Annotated in this window: 17 protein-coding genes and 2 pseudogenes; 9 read left to right on the plus strand and 10 right to left on the minus strand. The window is 68.1% G+C overall.

The features are described from left to right. Position 1: 1 nt before the first annotated feature. Positions 2 to 1,015 carry an NAD-dependent epimerase/dehydratase family protein gene (locus tag ACFXB5_RS01675; protein ID WP_385201377.1) on the plus strand — a complete coding sequence of 338 codons (1,014 nt, stop codon included), beginning with the start codon at positions 2 to 4 and terminating at the stop codon, positions 1,013 to 1,015. On the opposite strand, the gene ACFXB5_RS01680 is transcribed toward ACFXB5_RS01675, so the two are convergent. Further along, the gene (locus ACFXB5_RS01680) at positions 1,016 to 2,335 is read right to left on the minus strand and encodes a DNA-binding protein (protein ID WP_385201379.1); all 1,320 of its coding nucleotides are present in this window, start codon (positions 2,333 to 2,335) and stop codon (positions 1,016 to 1,018) included. It lies immediately after the preceding gene. Positions 2,336 to 2,746: 411 nt separating this feature from the next. Between ACFXB5_RS01680 and ACFXB5_RS01685 the strand changes: the two genes are divergently transcribed. From ACFXB5_RS01685 to ACFXB5_RS01695, 3 genes are all read left to right on the plus strand, one after another. Then, complete coding sequence (locus ACFXB5_RS01685) at positions 2,747 to 3,262, plus strand: hypothetical protein (protein WP_385201381.1); 516 nt, start codon at positions 2,747 to 2,749, stop codon at positions 3,260 to 3,262. A 136-nt stretch (positions 3,263 to 3,398) separates the two neighbouring features. Then, a complete protein-coding gene (locus ACFXB5_RS01690) occupies positions 3,399 to 4,226 on the plus strand; it encodes a DUF4192 family protein (protein ID WP_385201382.1) in 828 nt (275 codons plus the stop codon). 286 nt (positions 4,227 to 4,512) lie between these two features. Next, positions 4,513 to 4,812, plus strand: coding sequence for a hypothetical protein (locus ACFXB5_RS01695; RefSeq protein ID WP_385201384.1), 300 nt, complete (start codon positions 4,513 to 4,515; stop codon positions 4,810 to 4,812). A 680-nt stretch (positions 4,813 to 5,492) separates the two neighbouring features. Here ACFXB5_RS01695 and ACFXB5_RS01700 read toward each other — a convergent pair. Continuing rightward, positions 5,493 to 6,518, minus strand: coding sequence for a site-specific integrase (locus ACFXB5_RS01700; protein ID WP_385201386.1), 1,026 nt, complete (start codon positions 6,516 to 6,518; stop codon positions 5,493 to 5,495). Between the two features lie 153 nt (positions 6,519 to 6,671). Between ACFXB5_RS01700 and ACFXB5_RS01705 the strand changes: the two are divergent. Beyond that, positions 6,672 to 7,049, plus strand: a pseudogene (locus ACFXB5_RS01705) (Scr1 family TA system antitoxin-like transcriptional regulator); the annotation flags it as partial. Between the two features lie 469 nt (positions 7,050 to 7,518). Here the strand turns inward: ACFXB5_RS01705 and ACFXB5_RS01710 are convergent. The 3 genes from ACFXB5_RS01710 to ACFXB5_RS01720 all read right to left on the minus strand — a co-directional run bounded on the left by ACFXB5_RS01710 (position 7,519) and on the right by ACFXB5_RS01720 (position 9,339). Beyond that, positions 7,519 to 8,007, minus strand: coding sequence for a transposase (locus ACFXB5_RS01710; protein ID WP_385201388.1), 489 nt, complete (start codon positions 8,005 to 8,007; stop codon positions 7,519 to 7,521). A gap of 83 nt (positions 8,008 to 8,090) precedes the next feature. Then, entirely contained in the window at positions 8,091 to 8,627 is a 537-nt protein-coding gene (locus ACFXB5_RS01715) for a helix-turn-helix domain-containing protein (RefSeq protein ID WP_385201390.1), read from the minus strand. Positions 8,628 to 8,685: 58 nt separating this feature from the next. Then, positions 8,686 to 9,339: a TetR/AcrR family transcriptional regulator gene (locus ACFXB5_RS01720; RefSeq protein ID WP_257568713.1), complete on the minus strand. Its 654-nt coding sequence runs from the start codon at positions 9,337 to 9,339 to the stop codon at positions 8,686 to 8,688. Positions 9,340 to 9,412: 73 nt separating this feature from the next. On the opposite strand from ACFXB5_RS01720, the gene ACFXB5_RS01725 reads away from it, so the two are divergent. Beyond that, the gene (locus ACFXB5_RS01725; RefSeq protein ID WP_385201392.1) at positions 9,413 to 9,835 is read left to right on the plus strand and encodes a Dabb family protein; all 423 of its coding nucleotides are present in this window, start codon (positions 9,413 to 9,415) and stop codon (positions 9,833 to 9,835) included. Positions 9,836 to 9,993: 158 nt separating this feature from the next. On the opposite strand, the gene ACFXB5_RS01730 is transcribed toward ACFXB5_RS01725, so the two are convergent. Beyond that, positions 9,994 to 11,210, minus strand: a protein-coding gene (locus tag ACFXB5_RS01730) for an IS3 family transposase (RefSeq protein WP_385201394.1) whose coding sequence is annotated in 2 segments (ribosomal slippage) — positions 9,994 to 10,958 and positions 10,958 to 11,210 — 1,218 coding nt in all. Because the reading frame shifts where the segments join, the coding sequence is not laid out codon by codon here. Positions 11,211 to 11,250: 40 nt separating this feature from the next. On the opposite strand from ACFXB5_RS01730, the gene ACFXB5_RS01735 reads away from it, so the two are divergent. After that, on the plus strand, positions 11,251 to 11,448 hold the full coding sequence (locus ACFXB5_RS01735) for a DUF3363 domain-containing protein (protein WP_385201396.1): 198 nt from the start codon (positions 11,251 to 11,253) through the stop codon (positions 11,446 to 11,448). Between the two features lie 327 nt (positions 11,449 to 11,775). On the opposite strand, the gene ACFXB5_RS01740 is transcribed toward ACFXB5_RS01735, so the two are convergent. Beyond that, positions 11,776 to 12,897 carry an amidohydrolase family protein gene (locus ACFXB5_RS01740; protein ID WP_385201398.1) on the minus strand — a complete coding sequence of 374 codons (1,122 nt, stop codon included), beginning with the start codon at positions 12,895 to 12,897 and terminating at the stop codon, positions 11,776 to 11,778. Between the two features lie 63 nt (positions 12,898 to 12,960). Next, entirely contained in the window at positions 12,961 to 13,287 is a 327-nt protein-coding gene (locus ACFXB5_RS01745; RefSeq protein WP_385201400.1) for a hypothetical protein, read from the minus strand. Between the two features lie 392 nt (positions 13,288 to 13,679). On the opposite strand from ACFXB5_RS01745, the pseudogene ACFXB5_RS01750 reads away from it, so the two are divergent. Then, a pseudogene (locus ACFXB5_RS01750) lies at positions 13,680 to 14,415 on the plus strand (IS5 family transposase); the annotation flags it as partial. An 18-nt stretch (positions 14,416 to 14,433) separates the two neighbouring features. Continuing rightward, positions 14,434 to 15,030, plus strand: a complete 597-nt coding sequence (locus ACFXB5_RS01755) for a hypothetical protein (protein ID WP_385201584.1) — start codon at positions 14,434 to 14,436, stop codon at positions 15,028 to 15,030. Here the strand turns inward: ACFXB5_RS01755 and ACFXB5_RS01760 are convergent. After that, a complete protein-coding gene (locus ACFXB5_RS01760) occupies positions 15,011 to 16,486 on the minus strand; it encodes an FAD-dependent oxidoreductase (RefSeq protein ID WP_385201402.1) in 1,476 nt (491 codons plus the stop codon). The two genes, ACFXB5_RS01755 and ACFXB5_RS01760, sit on opposite strands and share 20 nt — an antisense overlap. Before the next feature lie 137 nt (positions 16,487 to 16,623). Then, positions 16,624 to 19,845: a BTAD domain-containing putative transcriptional regulator gene (locus ACFXB5_RS01765; RefSeq protein WP_385201404.1), complete on the minus strand. Its 3,222-nt coding sequence runs from the start codon at positions 19,843 to 19,845 to the stop codon at positions 16,624 to 16,626. Positions 19,846 to 19,862: the final 17 nt, after the last annotated feature.

Genomic DNA, 19,862 nt, shown 5'->3' on the forward strand with positions numbered 1-19,862 from the left:
CATGAGGATTCTGGTCATTGGCGGAACGTGGTTCCTGGGTAAAGCCATCGTGCAGAGCGCCCTGTCGCAGGGGTACGAGGTCACGACCTTCAATCGGGGCCGGTCAGGGGCCGACGTGCCGGGCGTTGAGGCCGTGCATGGCGACCGAACGGTGCCCGAAGATCTGCTGAAGTTGGCTCAGCGAGGGCCGTGGGACGCGGTTATCGACACATCCAGCTCGGAGCTTCCCCCGCGTGACGTGCTCTTGAGCGCAACGTCTTTGGCTCGCCAGGCCCGACGCTGGGTGCACATTTCCACTGTGTCCGTGTACGAGGGGTGGCCACACGAGGCGCTGACCGAAGAGTCGACACTGCTTAAGTGCCCCGCCGATGCCGACGAGTCATTCGGCTACACGGGCGAGGACGGGAGCCCCACCAAGTACGGCTTTCAGAAGGCCGGTGGGGAGCGCGCCGTGGTGCAAGTCTTCGGCGATGCTGCCGTGTTCCTGCGGCCCGGAGTGATCTTGGGTCCCGGGGAGTACATCGGCCGACTGCCCTGGTGGCTGGAGCGCGCCAAGCGGGGCGGGAGCATCTTGGCGCCAGCCCCGGCTGAGCAGCGAATTCAGCCTGTCGACGTTCGTGATGTCGCGGACTTCACGCTGCTTCAGGCTGCCGGTTCGGTCAGCGGAGGTTTCAATGTGACTCACCCGGACGGCATCGCATTCGGCGACTTCGTCCACGAGTGTCTGCACACAACCGGGGGTAACGGCACGCCCGTGTGGGTTGAGCCCACTGTGCTGGCCAAGCACGGTGTAAAGCAGTGGACCGAGATGCCGCTGTGGCGAACGCACGCTGGAGTGTGGTCGGTGGATTCTCAGCGTGCCGTGGAAGCTGGGTTGCGTTGTCGGCCGATCGCCGAAACGGTGCGCGATACGTGGCAGTGGTGGGCCGCCGACGGGCGTCCCGTGGACCACCCGCGGTGGGCAGAACACGGGATCGCGCCGGAGAAGGAGGGGAGGATTCTCGCCTCGCTCTGATCAGGCTTCGACAGCCAGCTGGTGGTTCCCGAGCTGGTATGGCGCCGATGCGCGGGTGAAGTCCTCGATGCGCTCGCGGAGCTGCGTGGGCAGATGAGCACCGTGGAAAACGGGCTGGGACAGGTAGCGACGGACCTGGGCGGCGCGCACCAAGATGCCCGTGATGCGGTGGTCCCCGGGGATAGCCCAGATGGGCTCAAGGGCCTCAGCGGCGCCATCGACGTCTCCGGAGATGAGACGCGCCAGTGCAAGGTCGGCGGCCGCACTGCCGAGGACGTGCGCGGCCCGGCTTGTGGGGTGCTTCTCCGAGAGCAGCGCCAGCGCCCGGCGGGCCGTGGCCTCGGCCTGTGCTCCGTTGCCGATCAGGAGTGCTGTTGAACTGTTCGACATGGCCAGCCGTTCATCGGGAAAGCCGAACTCGCCGCCTACGCCGTCGTGCAGGTCGTCGCGGTGGCCGAGGCCGGTCTCCTCAGACTGTTGGATTGCCCGCTGTGCAGACTCCACGTCGCCCAGGTGTCCGAGGGCTCGGGCCTGAATGGCCAGGAGACGGCGCTTTGCGACGTCGCCGAGCCCGCCATGCGACAGAGCACTACGGGCTTTGACGATAGCCTCCGTTGGCTCGCCGGCATGATAGGCGATATACGCCAGAGAGCCGTCCGCAAAGGCTTGTAGTGGGGTGAACCGTGCGCTCTCTCCGTACAGTGCGGCCGTACGCGCCAAACGCCTGGCTCCGGATAGAGAGCCGAGGTTGAAGGCGGCTGCCGAAAGCAAGGCCACTGCTTGGCCGCACAAGATCAGTAGCTCTTGCTGCTGCACCGGAATCTGCGTGCGATCGCGGTGCCGCTCTGCGTCCTGTCGAAGTTCCTCGGCCTGACTGAACACGGTGAGTGCCGGGCGGGCGTGGTACTCCTGTGCGAGAGTTCCTATCCGATCGCGGAGCTGGTCGATGGTGGTGTTGGAAATCGACGCCGTGGCGGTGCTGTCAGCGTCTTCGTGGGCTTCACGTGCCGTCATGAGGATCTGCTCTTCCAGGTCGAACGCGGGTACCTGGGGGCTTGTCGCAGGTGGGGGGCCGAAGAGGGCTTCGACGTCGTATCCGGGGAACATCGCCTCAAGGACGAGACAGGTGTCGGCGGTCGGTAAGCCCTTCAGCTTCCCAGCCGTCCAACGCCTGAACTGTGTTTCACCACAGGTCGGGTTGCTTGTCCCCTTCTTGACGACCTTGTCGGCTGTTTCATTGAACAGCGTCTCGAAGGTGGCGTAGGTCATCCGTCGTTGAGTGACCAGCAGCTTCAGCAGCGTCCTCGGTGCTTCGTTCATGCCACCCCCAGTGGATGCGCCGCAGTGCTGCGGCCGCTCCTGCGGATCAATCCCTCCTGGTGAAGGGGATACCGCGCGCTCGCTCTCCTGCAACCAGCGTTGTTGAGAAGCCACGCCAAAGCTATAGATAGGCCACCTCGCTCACCCGGAAGAACCCCAAAGGCCACCTCCCAAGTCATGGTGAGGCCACGCCGAGCAGGGGCAACCTGGGCCCCTCATCGCTCAGAGTGCTCGATCAACCACGAACATGGAAATCAGGGAGTCTTCCGTGAAGCCGCAGATCCAGCGTGCAGCTCGCCACCGACGCGGTCTGATGGAGCTCGGGAACGGACGGAAACGCATGGTGGTGGATGGTCATAACGAGGCCAAGTCCCTCCTCCACCACGGTGTCTCAGTTCGGAGGCCACGTTGATGACGACCTATGTGTGGCCCCCCAAGTCCCGTGATGGCTATGCCCTGGTGCACGCGTACACGGATGTTCTCGGCTGGCGCCTGTTCGTCGGCACGGAACCGGTGCGGCCCGGCGAAGTTGAAGACGCCTTCGTCCACAATGCCAGCACCGTTGTGCTGGCTGCCTGCGCTGAGTTCGACGCCGTGTCCGTCCCGCGCAAAGCCGCTACGGAGGCGCTCGTCAGGCTCGACCGGAAAGGGAAGGTCGTGCCCTGCCTCCTGCACGGCGACACGGGCACCTTTCTGGCCGCGCGCGGTACCGGACCGTGTGCCTCCATGCTCCCAAGCGTCCAGGTCACGGCTGGACGGGATGCGCGGATCATCCTGCCTCCGACGATCGGGGCCCGCTGGGACACTCCACCTTGGCACCCCACTGAACGGGCCCCACTGGAACTGCCCAGCGCCCGTGTCCTTCGCCCCTTCCTTGGAGAAGGACTGCGTCTCTACGGCCTCGGCGAGATGGGGGTCAGACCGTGACGGCCGAGATCACGGCGACCGTGGAAACAGGTGCGGTTGGGCTGGTCAAGCGCGCCAGACCCTTGTGCTTCGCAGAGCTGCCCGACATATGCCGGGAGGTATTCGGCCACGTCCGTCAGGTGGGCTGGTACGCCCAATGGCCTGGCACGTCAGTGCCGCTTCCGCCGCCCCCTTTACGCAGGAGGCCGTCCGCATCTTGACGCTCTTCGCCTTCGTCGCGTGGCGGCAAGGCGACCTCATCGCAGCCCGGCTCGCCCTGCGCGATGCCATCACCACCGACCCCGACTACGAGCTGGCCACCGGCATACATCTCGGCACCGTCGACGGCGAAGACCCCCGAGAATGGCTCGCCTCCGCCCGCGAGGGCAGTGCCCACCACGCGACGTACCTCCAGCACGCCGTCCAAATCGCCAGCGAGTACAGCCCCACCAACGCGGCGCGCTACCGCGAAGCCCTCGACGTAGCCACCGCCAGCTACCTGCCCCAGGCCCTCACCGAAGACCAGAAGATCCACGCCCGCCACAGCACCGTCGACATCATCGACGGAGCCCTGACCGACTTCCGCAACGGCCGACCTCAGCTCATGGACGAGATCGCCGCGCGCATCATCCTCGGCCTACAAGACCCGGAAACTCGAGACGCCGCATTGTCCACCGGCGAGGAGAGTGGTCTCTCCTACGAACGGCAGCTCTGGGGCTACCTCGCCCGACGCTGCGTACCGCCGCACACCGACAAGGCCCCGCCGCTCCTCACCCTCCTCGGCTGGGTCGCCTGGCGACAGGACGACACCATCACCGCCGCCCACGCCTTTGCGGACGCCCTCGACATCGACCCCGGCTACGATCTCGCCAAGATCCTGCTCGACGGCATCCGAACCCGGTGTGACCCTGCCGCGCTCCTGGCGGCATTCCGGAACGCCGCGGCGCGATTCGCCGCGAGCCGAGCGGATCTCGACACCCTCTGATGACCACCACGGTGGCCCCGGCAACCTCGCCGGGGCCACCCCAGCTCGGGCGCTGTCACTTGCCATACCGCCTACCTGCCCCAGTTCTGGAACAGGGCATCTTCCTTTGGTCCGCCCAGCGATCCGAACGAACTTCCAAGGCCAATTGAGATGCGCACGGCCGCGCTGTCTGAAAGGTGATCACTCGTTTGTGGGACTTCGGCATACAAAGCCCATTTCGTGACGAGTGTCCTGTCGGCCGTCGTGGACGGCCGAGCAACCAGGCTGCTAACGAAAGAAGTTGACGATGAGCTTCATCCAGACCGGCAAGATCGACCTGAACTCGGACAATGCGATCGAGACGACTGGCGGTAACACCTCGACCTTCACGCGCGTCACCTTCCCCACCCCGTTTCCGGCGGGTTCCAACGTCGTTGTCCTCCCGCTGACCCAGACCTTCAACGGTCCAGAGACACCCGGCATCCGCATTCATGACGTCACCAACACGGGCTTCCTCATCCGCCTGAACGAGGTGTATGCCGGCACCGCCAAGAGCGACGGCAAGCACACCACCGAAACCATCGGCTGGTTGGCCGCGACCGTCTGATGTGCGCGCACCGACCGGGTGCTGGGAGCTCCCTCCCTTGAGGAGCACCCGGTCGGAGCGCCGATGCGCACTCGCGCTCGACAGCGAAGCACCGAGGACCGCTCAGTGCTCCCCGAACTCGACGGCACGGAGGCGACATGAACGGGGAACGCATACGCTGGGGTACGGCGGCTGACCTGCAAGAATCCGCTCGGCTCCACCCCGGGCACAGGGGGCGAGAGCCCCGCTTCGCCGGTATGGAACTCCGCTGCGCGAGAGTTCGAAGCCTCGACTACCCCGCAACTCCACCTGCGTTGATGCAACTGGACGTCCCCAGGCTGTTCTTCCCGGAGCGCCCTCGGGGGACCGCCAGGGGACACTCAGGGGACGGAAGGACTCGGAAGGATCAGGAAGGCCGAAGATCAGCCCGAACCGCTTCGCGCATCTGACCTGCGGTTATGGGAAGAACAAGGCAGGATCCGGGAGCGATCGGAAGATCCGAAAAGGACTCATAATCCGTCGGCCGTGGGTTCGAGTCCCACCCGCCCCACCAGGGCACTATGCGGGCAGACCCATCCTGACCTGCGAAGACTCAAGAACGGGAGTTGCCGCGCCGACGCGGGGACTCCCGTTCATCCGTTCAGACCAAGATCCAGGGACCATACAGGGGCCCGGAGGGCGCCGGTTTGGCCGCGAACGGCCTACGCAGCCCCTTGATCTTGCTCGCTGGCCTCGGGACCACTCGGAGAGACGGGGACCGGAGTCCACCCGGCCAGCCCTGTCTCCTCCCCGCTGTCGATCACGAAGCGGGCGAGACGATGCAGGCGCTTCCCCGACTCTGGGAGATGCCCGCTGACCCTGGCCGCCGACAGAATTCTCAGACTGGCCTCCTTGCAACGGTCGCGTACCCACTGGATCGCGGCCTGGGCCGCCCTCTCCTGGCTGGCGGCCGATGTCTTGATCCTTCCGAGGGGGCGGTCGTCGTGCCGGGCTTTCACGCTGATCGTCCAGGCGCCATCTCGGGCTCGGACGGCGTCGGCGTGGACGACGATCATGCCGTCGTCGAAGAGCTTCTGCGGAAGTTCGAGCTGCCTCAGCACGTTGTAGGGCACGCTGCGTGGAATCGCGGACGTCATGGACTCGGTCTCGCGTCGTGCGAGCTCGGGAAGGACGCTGGTGTAGGTGTCAGAGGTGATTTGGCGCGAGCTGTGTCCCAGCCGCTCCTGGACGACCTTGATGTCGTTTCCTTGTAGCAATGACAGGCTGGCAGAGATGTGCCTGAGGTCATGAAGGCGCACGGGAGGTAGGCCGGACAGCTCCACCAGGCGTTTGAAGCGGCGGCTCACCCAGTCCGGGTGGAGTCCTTCGCCGTTCTCGTGAGTGAAGAACCGGTCCGACTCGACCCAGGCTTTTGCAGCGGCCCACTCCGCGCGCGCCTTGTCTCGCCTGGCTCGCCCTTGCCCCAGTACCTCGGTCGACTCATCGCTCAGGTTCAGCGTGCGGACGCTCTCGGCTTTGGGCGCTTCACCGTACAGCCGGTAGGCCACTTCAACGATCTGGGCGGAGATGCGCAGCCAGAGAGCGGCGAGGTTGACTTCCTGCAATGGCAGGGCGCACATTTCGCCGCGTCGGGGGCCGAGGAAGATGAAGGTGTGCCACAGGTCGTACAGCCAGTCGTCTCGGACGAAGTCGAGGAAGGCGCCGGTTTGCTCGGGCGTCCAGACCATGACGGGACCGGGCTTCGCGCCGGACCGTTTCCAGTGCTCGACCCGTTCGGGCGTCCAGACGAGCGGCTTCGGCCGGGTGACCGGCGGCAGCTCAACGAAGTGTGCCCAGTTCTTGGCGAATGCCTGCTCACGCTTGATTCCCCAGGACAGCGCGAACGCTCGCAGATCATCCACCAGCCGGGTCACCGGTTCGTCATGCTGATCGAAGAGGGGGTCCTCCGCTACCAGTTGGGCGACGAGGACGCGATGGCCGCGCAGCTTGGTTACCTGCTCACCGCTGGGGCCCTTCCGGCTGTCTCGTTGGGGATCATCCCCAGCGCGACGCGGGGGCGCGTCCTATGGCCTCAGGAGCTGTTCCACGTCTACGACGACACCCTTGTGTCGGTGGAGCTGCTGTCCGCGCGGGTCCAGGTCACACAGCCCTCGGAGATCGCGCTGTATCTGAAGGCGTTCGAACAACTGCGCGGCATGGCCGTGTACGGGGCCGAGGCGCGGGCGTTGATCCTGAAAGCCATCGAAGCCCTGCACTGACCTCGAGCACGACAAAGCCCCCTCGCCCGGCCCGGAGGCCAGACGAGGGGGCAGACGTTAACGAACGCCGTGAAGAATGCACGCCCGGAGTTAAGGGTCAGAGGCGGCGGCGGTCCGGCGTGGTCGGGCCGTTCGTCGGGTCCGTGACGTCAGACGCGAGATACGGATGTCGTGGACCGGCTGCTTGCCAACAACGAATCAGCCCCGTGGGCTTAGGCTTCTCATCCGCAGGCCAGCAGCCCAACGCCGCTCAGCAGTATTCCCGCCACGAGGAGGCTTCCCCAACACGCCGCCGATGCCTTGGGCGGATGTTCCGCCTGCAATGGCAAGGGCCACGGCTCCCACCACCACGGCAGCTTTCTTCGCGACCGACACCCTGTACTCCTCTCGCCTCTTCTCCCCTCCCATCACATACCGAGGCTGGCCAGCACGCACCCCGGGCGTGGCACCTGGGGCCTGGGGCTGGGGGCTAAGCGGCTTTGGTGAAGTTCGTCGCTGATCCTTTGATGCGTGTGCGTTGTCGGGCCAGAGCCTGGTCGACGGCGTTGCCGACTGTCTCAGAGGTGGTGTGAACGCGCTCGGGGTAGTCCTCGTACTTCGCCGAGCGCCATATCCGCTCGATGTCGTTGAGCTCGGGGCTGCGGGGCGGCAGGTAGAAGAGTTCGACACCAACAGCGGCCAACTCCTCGAGGCGGCCTTTGAACGCCCTGGCCACGTGCGCCGAGGCGTTGTCCAGGACGACGGTGCAGGGACGGGCACGCTTCCAGCCCGCGGGCGGTTCCTCCAGTCCCGCAGCCCCGCCGGGCAGACCAGCCAGCTTCGTGCACACGAACTCCAGCAGCATGGCCGCGTCGATCTTGCCGCAGGTCTTCTCCCACACCAGGCCGGCGCCCTGTCCCACGGACAGGGCGCCCAGCACGTTCACGCGCCGGCCCTTCTTGTCCTCACGTGGCACCACGGCCCGCTACCCTGCCCGTGACCAGGTGTATCCAGTGGGCATGGTCGGCGCGAAGCCGCTCTCGTGGAGGAAGTACAAGTCGCTTACGCCGGTATCCGCCGCCAGCCGTAAGGCCGTAAGTCCTCCAGCTGGGCCCGCGCGGCCTGCTGGAGGACGGGGTCGGCCTTGTGCCGCAGGGTGTCACGCGTTCGTTTCCACCGGAACCCGTCCCGGTGGAGCAACTCGGTCAGCCAGGCCGCGCCGGCCCTCACCCCGCGTTCGGCCCGCAGCCAGTCGCACAGTGCTGCGGCTGTCCAGGTACGGCCCTGACACGCGGACTCATCCAGCAACGCGGCCAGGGCCTGTCGGTCCTCGCGGGTGATCGAGGGCGGGCGGCTTGGGGGCGGGGCATCGGCCAGGGCTTCGAATCCACCGTCCTCGAAGCGGTGGACCGCACCTCGCACGGTGACGTTGTTACATTCGAGCAGATCAGCAACCTGGGGCACGGTCATACCTCGCGCAGTCAGCCGGATGCACTCCAGACGCAGCCGGGCATGCGGCGCGAGATCACGCGCCCGCAGACGCTCACGCACCTCACGTTCCTGATCAAACGTCAACTTCACGCGCAGGATCTTCGGCATGGCAGCCCCTCCCTGCCCCCTCGTACCCGAACTGCAGCCGACATCATCGACAGACCGCTCAGTCGCTCCCGTACGCGCGCAGGAAGGCGTCCACGGCCGCATCCGCGATGACGCGGAGCTCGGCGGCGGGGACGCGACGGGTGCCCAGCCGGGAGCGGGACTCCAAAGGGCCGGTGAGCAGGGCGAAGAAGTGTTCGGCGGCCTGCTCCGGGTCGCATGGGCGCAGGCGGCCGGCGAGCGAGAGGCGGGCCAGCCGATCGGCGAGCGCCGCGCGGGGACGGTGCGCGGTGCGCTCCTGCACGGTCTCGATCAGGTCGGGGAATCGCGCCACCTGGGCGTAGGTCAACCAGCGCAGCGCGCGGGCGCGTTCACCGCAGCAGATCCGCAGCAGCCGCTGGGCCAGGTCCGCAAGCGCCACACGCAGGTCATCGTCCGGGGCTCGCTCGCGCAGCCGCTCGACGACCGCGAGGTTCTCCGCCATCAGGGTGTCGGCCGCTGCCTCGATGGTGTGGCGGAAGAGGGTCTCCTTGTCGTTCAGGTGGCTGTAGACGGTCGGTTTGGCGACGCGCGCCTCCTCCGCGATCTCCTGGACGCATGCCTGTGCGTATCCGCGCCGCGCGAAGACGGCGAACGCGGCGTCCAAGATCGCCTGTCGCTTGTCGACCCGCCCGCGCGAGACGCCACTGCCCCCGCTTGACGCTGTTGAACCCATGGGTTCATTCTAACGTCAACACCAATAAGGCAGATTTACTGAACTGGCTAGTTCAATCAAGGGACGGGAAACCATGATCATTCACACGCTGCGCTTCGCCTTCAAGGATGGGACGACCGAGGAGCAGAAGGCCCAGGTGCTCGCGCTGATGCGGCGAACGGCGTCCGTCGAGTCGGTCTCGTTCGCAACCGTCGGGCAGAGCCTGGGCGATCCCGCCGACGGCCTCACCCACGCCTACTGCGTGGGCATTGAGGACCTGGCGGCCCTCGAGCGGTACATGCACGACCCGGTTCACCTGGCGGGAGATCCCGAGATCATCCCGCACCTGGCCAAGATCTCCATCGGCCCCGACCTTTCCGACGACATGGCCCCAGAGCTGGCCAGCGAGATCATGGCGCTGCACGAGAAGAAGGCCGCCATGCACCCGGAGTGGGCCGCCCAACTCGAACCGCTCCTTGAGATACAGGTCGCCTCGGGGCCGTCAGATCGTTCATGACCGGACCCGCCGCTCGTTCATGACCGGACCCGCCGCCGTCCTCGCGGATCCGACCGCAATGGGCCGCCGACCGCGTGAGAAGGCCGACAGCCCGTTTCGTGCACCCGCTCGGGGGTGCGGCAAGGCCTGAGGCGTCCCCCGAGTGTGGACACAGGGGCTCATGCCGCGATTGAGAGTTTAGCTGCTCGTAGGTGCTGCTGTTCGAACTCCACGGGCGAGAGGTGGTTGAGAGCACTGTGGCGCCTGCGTGCGTTGTAGTACGTGAGCCACTGGAAGATCTCCAGCCTCGCCTGGCGCATCGTCGAGAAAAGCCTGTGGTGCATTGTCTCTCTCTTGAGTCCTTGCCAGAAACTCTCGGCGAGGGCGTTGTCGTAACTCGAGCCGACCCGGCCCATGCTCCTGCGGATCCCGAATCCGTCGCAGACCTGCGCGAACACGGCCGCCGTGTACTGCGCGCCGCGGTCCGCATGGAAAATGACCCCGCCCACGTTGCCGCCGCGGGCCGCAACCGCCATCTTCAGCGCGTCGATAACGAGTTCGGCGCGCATGTGCGAGGCCATCGACCAGCCCAGCACCGGGCGTGAGCAGATGTCGATGACGCAGGCGAGATACAGCCACGCGCCGCCGACCTGCACGTATGTGATGTCGCCGCACCACTTCTCGTTCAACTGCCGGGCGGTGACATCGCGTTGGACGAGGTCCGGTGCCGGTGGTGCGAGCCGGTCCGGGATGGTGGTGCGCTTGCGGCGCCGCAGATGACGGCCCTCGATCCCGTTGATGCGCATGAGCCGCTCGACGCGTTTGCGGTTGACGGAGTGCCCGAAGCCGCGCAGCTCGGCATGGACGCGCCGGACCCCGTAGGTACCCTGGTGGCTGGCGTGTATCTCGCGTATCTCGCCGACGAGTTCCTCCTCATCCCGCCGCCTGGCCACCCTGGACTCAGCCGAGGTCAGGTGTCGGCAGAAGCCGGACCGCGACACCTGCAGCACCCGGCACAGCCGCTTCACGCCGAAGTCGGCGCGGTGGGCGGAGATGAAGTCCCAGCGACCGGTCATGCCCTCATCTCCGCAGCGGAATACTGGGCCGCCCGGCGCAGGATCTCGCGCTCGAGTTCCCATTCCTTCTCGGCCTTGCGCAGGCGGTTGTTCTCCGCCCGCAGCCGGGCCAGTTCCTCGTCCCGGCTCTCCACGGCCCGTTCCCCGCGCGTGCCGCGGCCGGCCAGTTCGTCGGCCTGGCGCACCCAACTGCGCAGCGTCTCGCCGGTCACCCCGACGTCGGCCGCGACCGCCGCGTACGTGCGCTTCCCGCCCGCCGCCCGGTACAGCGCCACCGCGTCGTTCCTGAACTCCGCCGGATACGGAGACTTACGTCCCACCAGGACACCCTTCCTCGGACCTAGAAGATCCATTGTCAGAGTGTCCACACCACGGGAGTCACCTCACCGCCAGCGCTTCACCCTGACATCAGGCAGGTTCGCAATGATCGACGACGGGCTCGGCTTCCAACTCGGGCCCTGGACTGCAGCCCTCGAGGGGAAGCTGGGCCAGCATGTCTCCGGTGTCGCCCGGGCGACGGCGGTGTCGATGGGGGTTTCAGCCGGAAGTGGGGACTGAGCCGATAGTGAATGTCCGGTGTTGGCCCATCCCAGTCGTTGGCGCTTCACGCTGGCAAGGGTCTGCTACTGGGCCCCGCAGCAGACCCTTGCGAACCGCGCCGTTAATCACAAGGCGGGTCAGTGCGCTGAGGATCTCAAGAGAGTCGCTACTACGCTCGTCTTGCTTGGCTACAGCGAACTAGCGCGACACTTCGATCTCTCTAGAAGAGCATGCGATCCGCCGTTGTATGAAGACTGCGTGATGCGGAAGCCGCGACATCGCATGCTTTGGCTGTACTCTCGCCTTACAGCCAAAGCATTCTCCACTTCTGCCGACGCTGGCGCGTCACTTCACGGGCACTTTCATTCCGAACAGTTTTTCCGCATTTCGGAACGCAATTTTTTCCTTGCTTTCGCGTGGCAAATCGACTCCCCGAAACCAGTCGGTCTGAGCTTTTATATCTGCAAACGGGTAGTCGGTTGCAAACATCACTCGATCCACACTTATGTACTTCAGCAGGAGATCGAGCAGTTCAGTCTGGGGGAATGCGCTGGTTGTGAACCAGCAATTGTCATGGAAATACTGCTCGAACGGCTTGTCCAGGCTTTTCTCGGTCACTTCGCTCATCTTCTCCACGATGCGTTTGTAGAAGAACGGAAGACCCTCTCCCATGTGGCCCATGATAATCTGGAGCTTGGGATGCCTGTCGAATACTCCCGAGGTGATCATTCGGACGCACTGAGTAACGACTTCCTGGTGCCATCCATATGCAGAGATGCTGAGAACCTGGTCCTGGTTCTCCTTCTGATATTCCGGCCGCATATTGCTGTAGTAGATTTGGAAAACCTCGTCAGGCGGCAGGCCCGGATGGATGTATATCGGCACATCAAGGGCTTCGGCGCGCGCCAGCAGGGGCTCAAAGTCGGGATGGTCGAGGAATTTCTTCCCGATGATTCCATTGGTCAAAGCCCCCAGGAAGCCATCTTCCCGAACTGTGCGTTCCAGTTCGTCTGCCGAGGCCTCCGGATTCTGCAGAGGCAAGGTTGCAAATGCCTGAAACCGCCCCGGATACTTGGCCATCGGTCCATCGACGAGCAACTTGTTGAGACGATACGCAAAATCGATGCCCTCCTTACCTTTGACATTCTGCACACCTGGCGTATGTGCGGAGAGGATTTGAACGTTGAGCCCCCCCTTATCCATTGCACCGATGCGGCGCGGGCCGAGCTCGGCAAGACCAGTATCCTCGAGGAACAGCCTGTCGTTCAGCACCATCAACTCATGGGTGGAAAAGGTCTCTTCCGTGCCGATGAAGGGCAGGTCCCGGTCCCGCAGTGAAATGTCCGAGGTCTTGTCCGAAGCCTCGTCCTCGTCCGCTGCCGAGACAGCGGCATACGTGGACAAGCCGGCACCAATGCCAAGTGCCGTGGCGGCGGTTAGAATGCCGCGGCGTCCCATGGACTTCATGTCAGTCTCTCCTCAGGTGTTTGTGTGGTGCGGTATCCGTGCGGCATCCGTCTGCGAGATGCTTCAGATCGACCCTTCGTCGTTACCAGGCGCGCCCAGGTGTCCCACCCACGCCGCGTCCCCCTCTTCGACCTCGGCGCCGGCTACGCCGGTCCCGCCGAAACACTGCCAGCCGAGACCAGGGGTCTTCGCGTCCTGCTCGCGCACCGCGGCAGCGCCGCCCGGCGGCACCGCGTACACGACGGCGTGGTGCGCGATGGCAACGTTCTCCGGTGCGAATTGGGTCCCGGTCAGGAACGCCGTCTTGGTCAGGCCCGGATCGATCATCTGGCACCGGTACCCGTCCGAGCCGCCGCCCTCCGGCGGCGCGGGCGTGTAGGCCTTGGCCATCCTCAGGTCGAGGAACCGCTCGCCGGCGCGCGGCGGCTGTGGTGGAGCTGACGACCCGCCCGCGTGCGCGCTGTGCGGGCCGGCCGCGGCGGGCCCCGCACTGTTGTCGGCGTGCGACCCGCAGGCGGCGACAGGGAACGCCGTCGCCAGCGACCCTGGTGGCCGCCCCGAATCTCAACCGCCCGGGCCCGGCGCTTTCCCTGACGGCGCTGCGTCGACTGCCATCACTAGCCTCCTACATACGGGTTGCATCGCTTATCCGGATGCCTACTTCCTACCGAGCGAACCTGAGACGACCGTTAAAGAGCTGCTATCACGATCTGCTGAATCGATGTGATCAGCGGGACGATGTGAAGATCGGTCTCTTTCGGTGGTGTGTGAGCAAGCCGTGGATCGTTGATGATCAGTTGTGGGAGCTTCTCGAGCCGTTGCTTCCGCCGTGGCCCGGTGAAGGCGCCCGGTCCGCGACCGGTGCCGGATCGGCAGTGCCTGCAGGGCATCTTGTACGTGCTGCATACCGGGATCGGCTGGGAAGACCTTCCGCAGGAACTCGGCTTCGGGTCGGGCATGACGTGCTGGCGGCGGATCAAGCGGTGGGCCGATGCCGGGGTGTTCGACGATCTGCATCGGATCCTGCTTGCCCAGCTGAACGCGGCAAACGAGATCGACTGGTCCCGGGCGGTGATCGACGGCAGCCACATCGACGCGAAAAAGGGGGTCCCGGAACAGGTCCGTCGCCGGTCAACCGCGCTAAACCGGGTTCCAAGCACCACCTGATCTGCGACGGTAACGGCACCCCGAACTACGTACTCACCTCCGGCGCGAACGTTCCCGACATCAAACGCGCGATCGACCTGCTCGACGGCTACCCGCCCATCGCCGGACGACCCGGCCGGCCACGCCGCAGGTTCGATGTCCTGCTCGCCGACAAGGGCTACGACAGCGAAACCTTCCGCCGAGCCTGCCGTGAACGCGGCACCCAGCCAGTCATCCCTCGCCGCAAGGGCCCGGATCAAAGGCCTGGGCAAGCTGCGCTACGTCGTTGAACAGCCCATCGCGCTGCTGCACCAGTTCCGCCGCCTCGCCATCCGCGGGACCTCACGGCCCGACGCCGTCGCCGTGGTCTGCGGCGCCGGCACCAACTGCGTGGGCCGGGCGGCGGACGGCCGGACCGCCCGCTTCCCCGCCCTCGGCCCGATCTCCGGCGACTGGGGCGGCGGCCACGACCTGGCCGAGCACACGCTGCGGCTGGCCGCCCGGGGCGAGGACGGCCGGGGCACCCCGACCGCCCTGTCCGCGGCCGTGGCGGCGCACTTCCGGCGACCCACCGTGGAGGCCGTCAGCATCGCCCTGCACCTGGGCGAGCTGCCGATGACCGCGATCCACGAACTGGCCCCCGTCCTGTTCGAGGTGGCGGCCACCGGCGACCCGGTGGCCGGCGGCCTGATCCGGCGGCAGGCCGGGGAGATCCTGGCCCAGCACCGGGTCGCGGCCGGGCGGCTCGACCTGCTCGCCGCCCCGCACGCCCTGGTGCTGGGCGGCGGGGTTCTGCAGGCCCGTCACCGGCAGCTGCACGATCAGATCGTGGCCGGTGCCCGGGCCCAGGCTCCGCTGGTGGAGATCAGCGTGGTCGAGTCGCCGCCGGTGGTCGGCGCGGCGCTGCTCGCGGTCGACGCCCTCGGCACGGCCGCCGTGGCCGAGCAGCCCATCCGCGCCGCACTGACTATCGGACCCTGGCGGTGAACCACCGGTTCATCGCTTCCGTGAACGACGGCACGTCACCGCCGGCCCACGCGACGATGCCGTCCGGCCGGATCAGCACGGCGTCGAAGCCCAGATCGTTCTCGGCCGGGCCGTTCACGTACCGGACGCGGTCGTGCCAGGGTGCGGCCACGTCCCGCAGGGAACCGGCGAAATCGAGGATCACGCCCTTCCCGTCCGGCAGGAGGTCGGCCAGCGCGGTGCCGTCGGCCAGCCGGAAGGCCGGCGCGTTGAGGCCGACGAGCGGCTGGTCACTGCCGAGGTCGTAGTGCAGGGCCAGCCCGGAGAGCCGGTCGTAGATGTAGGTCGCCACGTCCGGGGTCCGGATCAGCTCCCGAATCACCCCCTGAACCGCCTGCGAGAGCGGGCCCGGCCGCATGATCGCCACCTGGGCGCGGGACCAGTCGAGCATCCGCGCGGCGATCGGGTGCCGCTCCTCGGTGTACGTGTCCAGCAGCCCGGCCGGCGCCTGCCCGTGGACCGTCGCGGCCAGCTTCCAGCCCAGGTTCACTGCGTCGCCGATGCCGAGGTTGAGCATCTGCCCGCCCAGCGGCGAGTAGATGTGCGCGGCGTCCCCGGCCAGCAACACGCGTCCGCGCCGGTACGTTGTCGCCTGCCGCGCCCGGTCGGTGAACGTGGATGCCGCACGCACACCGGTCAGCGTCACGTCGGTGCCGGACACCCGGCGCAGCACCTCCTGGAGGTGCTCGAGCGTCAACGCCTGGGAGCGGTCGAAGGCTCCGCCGTCGAAGTCGTTGATACCGACGTGTCCCTCATGGTAGGTCCGCAGGTACATGCCCTCGGGCGTCAGATTGAACCCAGGGCGCAGCTTCTCCGGGTCGTCCATGGTGACGTGCATGGCGTAGCCGGTGAAGGTCGGATCGGTGCCCTCGAAGCCGAAACCCGCCGCGACGCGTACGGTGCTGCGCCCGCCGTCGCAGCCGACGACCCAGCGGGCCACGTGCTCGTCCGCGCCGGCCCGGACCACGACATGGTCGTCGTGCGGCTCGACGCCGGAGACCGCGACACCGCGGCGGATGGTGACGCCGAGCTTGGCGGCGCGCTCGCCCAGCACCGACTCGAGCGCCTCGAGACTGGTCACGATGCGTTCCGGGGCCGGGCTGGGCAGCCGGAAGGGCAGCCTGCCGACGTCGATGGCGTCCGGGTCGACCAGGATGCCGGCGAAGTGAAGGCTGCGCGGCAAGAACACATTCTCGCCGTAGCCCGACGCGGTCAGGATCTCGGCCAGCATCCCCCGGCGGTGGAACGCCTCGACCGAACTCGCCGTCAGCGTCCGCACCCCCAGCGGCAACGACTTCCACGCGGCGTCCGAATCCGGTTCCCGCTCCAGCACCTGGACGGTGCAGCCGGCCCGGGCCAGCTCACCGGCAAGGAACAGGCCGACCGGCCCGCCACCAACGATCAACACGTCATCCACGACACAGATCCCCTCATTCGTACGGTGGATCCAGACTCGCGTGAACGCCTGTCACGGGACGCACACGGCGCTCGCACGGGACCGCGCCCCGGCCGGGCCCGGTGAGCGGCGTGTGCGTGTCGCGTGAGAGGTACGGGCTACGACCCCGGGTCGCCGAGCCGGACCGCGGTGTCCCGGTCCAGCGCCCGACCTTCCGCGTACGCCTCCGCGAACTCCTCCCGGCCCAGCTCGGCCCGCACCTGACCGGCGAGTTCGCGGATCAGCGGATCGGTGTCGTCGTCGGTTCCACGCAGCCCGGCGGCCGCGCCGAGCAGAACCGCCGACTCCCCCGGCCGTCCGCGCGCGGCGGCCAGCTCCGCCGCGTGCACCGTCACCGCCGACAGGAGCGGCAGGTCCCCGCTCCGCCGGGCCGCCGCGAAGGCCCCGGTCAACGCCGTCGCCGCACCGGCACCGTCGCCCAGGCGCAGGCACAGGCCGGCCCGGGCACATCCGGCCAGCGCGCGCACCAGGTCACCGGGGGTCGCCGTCACGCCGGACAGTCCCGGCGGCACGGCGTCGAGCAGCTCCGCCGCCCGGGACAGCTCGCCGCGCCTGACCCGGATGTCGGCCTCGCGCACGTCGAGCACGGCCAGCGTCCAGCTCGACGCCACCCGCACGGCTCGGTCCCGGGCCGCCTCGATGGTCGCGATGGCCCGGTCGGTGTCGCCACTGCGCAGATGCAGCTCGATCCACCGCAGGTCGACGTCCATCCGATCGCCCAGCGTCGGAGATCCGAAGTTCGCAGCCAGTGACCGGGACTCGCGCAGGTCGGCCAGCGCGCCGTCGAGGTCGTCGTACAGACGCAGCTGCGCCCGCAACGACAACGCGCAGGCCTGGCTCCACCGGTCGCCCGCCCACCGGAAGCAGTCCAAGGCCGCTTCCACATCGCTGCGCATCTGACCGATCCGGCTGACGTTCTCGAGAAACTGCGCGCGTAGCAGGTAGGCGTAGCCGGACAGCCATACGTCGTCGCCGGCGGTCAGCTCCTCGACGACCGCCGTCACCGCCTTCTCGTCGCGGAGGAAGGCCAGCGGCAGCAGAACCAGCGCGGCTTGCGGGTCCGGCACCGCGGGGCCGGCGAGCAGCCGGTCGCTCAGCTCACGGATCGCCCGGTGGTCCTCGTCGGCCGGCGCGCCCGGCACCCGTGACCAGATGCCGGCCTGGCTGAACAGGTGGACAACGAGGGCGCGGTCGCGGCCGGGGGCCGGCCCGCCCGGCGTCGCCAGCGCCTCGCCCAGCCAGTACGTGGCGTCGGAGCGCCGGCCGGACATCTGCCAGTACCAGCTCAGCGCCAGAGCCAGCCCGACCGCGCCGGTGCTGTCGCCGGTCGCGCAGAGGTGGCGCAGGGCGGCCTGCAGGTTGTCGTACTCGGCCCCGATGACCTCCATGGCCGCCAGCTGACCAGGGCCGCGCAAGCCCGGGTCCTGTCCGGCGACCAGCTCGGCGAAATGGCCGGCGGCCCGGTCGCGGACGGCGTCGAGGTCGCCGCCGGCCGCGAGGCGCCCGGCGCCGTACTCGCGGATGGTATCCAGCATGCGATAGCGGCCCGGTGCCGGTCCCAGCTGCAGCAACGACCGGTCGACGAGGCCCGCGAGCAGGCCGGGGACGGCACCGGCCGGTATCGACGAGCCGGCGCACACCGCCGTGGCCGAGGCACGGGTGACGCCGCCGGGCAGCACCGAGATCCGCTCGGCCAGCGTGCGCTCGTCCTCGGTCAGCAGGTCCCAGCTCCACGCGATGACCGCGCTCAGCGAGCGATGCCGGGGCAGCGCGGTGCGGTTGCCGGTGGTGAGCAACCGGAACCGGTCGGTCAGCCCGTCGGCCAGCTCCGGCAGGGAGAGGGTACGCAGCCGCGCGGCGGCCAGTTCGAGCGCCAGCGGCATCCCGTCCAGGTCGCACACCACCCGCCGGATGTCCGGCCAGGTGGCCGGGTCGACGTCGAATCCCGGTCGTACCGCGGCCGCGCGCTCGGTGAACAGGCGCACCGACGGCACCGCCCGGGCCCGGCCCAGGTCGAGGTCACCGGTCGGCAGCGCGAGCGGACCCAGCGGCACCAGGGCCTCCCCGTCGACCGCCAGCGGTTCGCGGCTCGTCGCCACCACCCGCAGCCCGGAGCAGCGGGTCAGCAGGGCCGTGAGCAGGTGGGAGGCGGCATCGACGAGGTGCTCGCAGTTGTCGACGACCAGCAGGATCTCCCGGCCGCCGAGCTGGTCGACGAGGACGTCGACGTCGCCGGCACCGCGATGCTCGCGGCGGTCGAGCAGGGTCCCGGACCGCGATCCGATGCCCGCGAGCACCGCCGCGCCGATCTTGGGCGGTTCGGCGATCGAGGCGAGATCGATCAGCCACGCACCGTCGCGGAAGTCCCGCTGGTGGCGGCGGGCGGCCTCGACGGCGAGGCGGGTCTTGCCGGCGCCACCGGGACCGAGCACGGTGATCAGGCGGCCGGTCCGCAGGCGCGCGGCGATCCGGGCGAGCTCGTCGTCGCGGCCGATGAAACTGGTCAGCGGCGCCGGCAGATTGCCCGGTCCGAGCCGTTCGGCCGGGGTGGCCGGCACCGGGCCGGACGGCTGCGCGCGGAGCAGTCGCAGGTGACGGTCACGCAGCATGGAACCGGGGTCGGCGCCCAACGCCTCGGCCAGGGTGCCGCGGAAGCGCTCGTACACGGCCAAGGCCTCGGCCGTGCGGCCCTGGGCGGCGAACGCGTCCATGAGCAGCGCGACCGCCCGCTCGTGGACCGGTTGCCCGGCCAGCAGGGCGGTCAGGCGGGCGGCGGCCGCGCCGGCGTGCCCGACCGCGATCTCGGCCTCGGCCAGATCGGTGACGGCGTCCACCGACGCATGGGCCAGCCCGGCCGCCACCGCCGGGGCCACCGCGGCCAGCAGCGCCGGCTCGGCACCGGGACGGAGCCCGGGCAGCGTGACCGCCGCACCCAGCACGTCCACCGCGGCCCGCGGGTCGCCGGCGTGCAGGGACTCGCGGCCAGCGGCGGCCTGCCGTTCGAACCGCAGCACGTCGACGTCGGCGTCCCGGACGGCCAGCCGGTACCCGTCGGCCACCTGCGTGACCGCGTCGGCCGAGCCGAGGACCTTCCGCAGCCGCCACACCAGCGTCTGCAGAGCGTGCACGGGCTCGGCCGGCGGCTCGGCGCCCCAGATCGCCTCGACCAGGACGCCGGCGCCGACGGTCCGGCCGCCGGCCAGCGCCAGCCGGGCGGCCAGGCACCGCAACCGCGCACCGGGAACGCTCAGGGCCTCGCCACCACGGGAGACCGCGAACCCGCCCAGAAGGTCGACGCGCAGCCGCGCAGCCTCATCCATCCCTCGATTATCCCGCG

The sequence above is a fragment of the Streptomyces sp. NPDC059455 genome, assembly GCF_042750115.1.
GTDB lineage: Bacteria > Actinomycetota > Actinomycetes > Streptomycetales > Streptomycetaceae > Streptomyces > Streptomyces endocoffeicus.

Bases quoted from the DNA above. Each gene is read 5' to 3' on its own strand.
- ACFXB5_RS01675 (WP_385201377.1), top strand. From the start codon at position 2: ATGAGGATTCTGGTCATTGGCGGAACGTGGTTCCTGGGTAAAGCCATC.
- ACFXB5_RS01680 (WP_385201379.1), bottom strand. From the start codon at position 2,335: ATGAACGAAGCACCGAGGACGCTGCTGAAGCTGCTGGTCACTCAACGA.
- ACFXB5_RS01685 (WP_385201381.1), top strand. From the start codon at position 2,747: ATGACGACCTATGTGTGGCCCCCCAAGTCCCGTGATGGCTATGCCCTG.
- ACFXB5_RS01690 (WP_385201382.1), top strand. From the start codon at position 3,399: ATGGCCTGGCACGTCAGTGCCGCTTCCGCCGCCCCCTTTACGCAGGAG.
- ACFXB5_RS01695 (WP_385201384.1), top strand. From the start codon at position 4,513: ATGAGCTTCATCCAGACCGGCAAGATCGACCTGAACTCGGACAATGCG.
- ACFXB5_RS01700 (WP_385201386.1), bottom strand. From the start codon at position 6,518: ATGGTCTGGACGCCCGAGCAAACCGGCGCCTTCCTCGACTTCGTCCGA.
- ACFXB5_RS01715 (WP_385201390.1), bottom strand. From the start codon at position 8,627: ATGCCGAAGATCCTGCGCGTGAAGTTGACGTTTGATCAGGAACGTGAG.
- ACFXB5_RS01720 (WP_257568713.1), bottom strand. From the start codon at position 9,339: ATGGGTTCAACAGCGTCAAGCGGGGGCAGTGGCGTCTCGCGCGGGCGG.
- ACFXB5_RS01725 (WP_385201392.1), top strand. From the start codon at position 9,413: ATGATCATTCACACGCTGCGCTTCGCCTTCAAGGATGGGACGACCGAG.
- ACFXB5_RS01740 (WP_385201398.1), bottom strand. From the start codon at position 12,897: ATGAAGTCCATGGGACGCCGCGGCATTCTAACCGCCGCCACGGCACTT.
- ACFXB5_RS01745 (WP_385201400.1), bottom strand. From the start codon at position 13,287: ATGGCCAAGGCCTACACGCCCGCGCCGCCGGAGGGCGGCGGCTCGGAC.
- ACFXB5_RS01765 (WP_385201404.1), bottom strand. From the start codon at position 19,845: ATGGATGAGGCTGCGCGGCTGCGCGTCGACCTTCTGGGCGGGTTCGCG.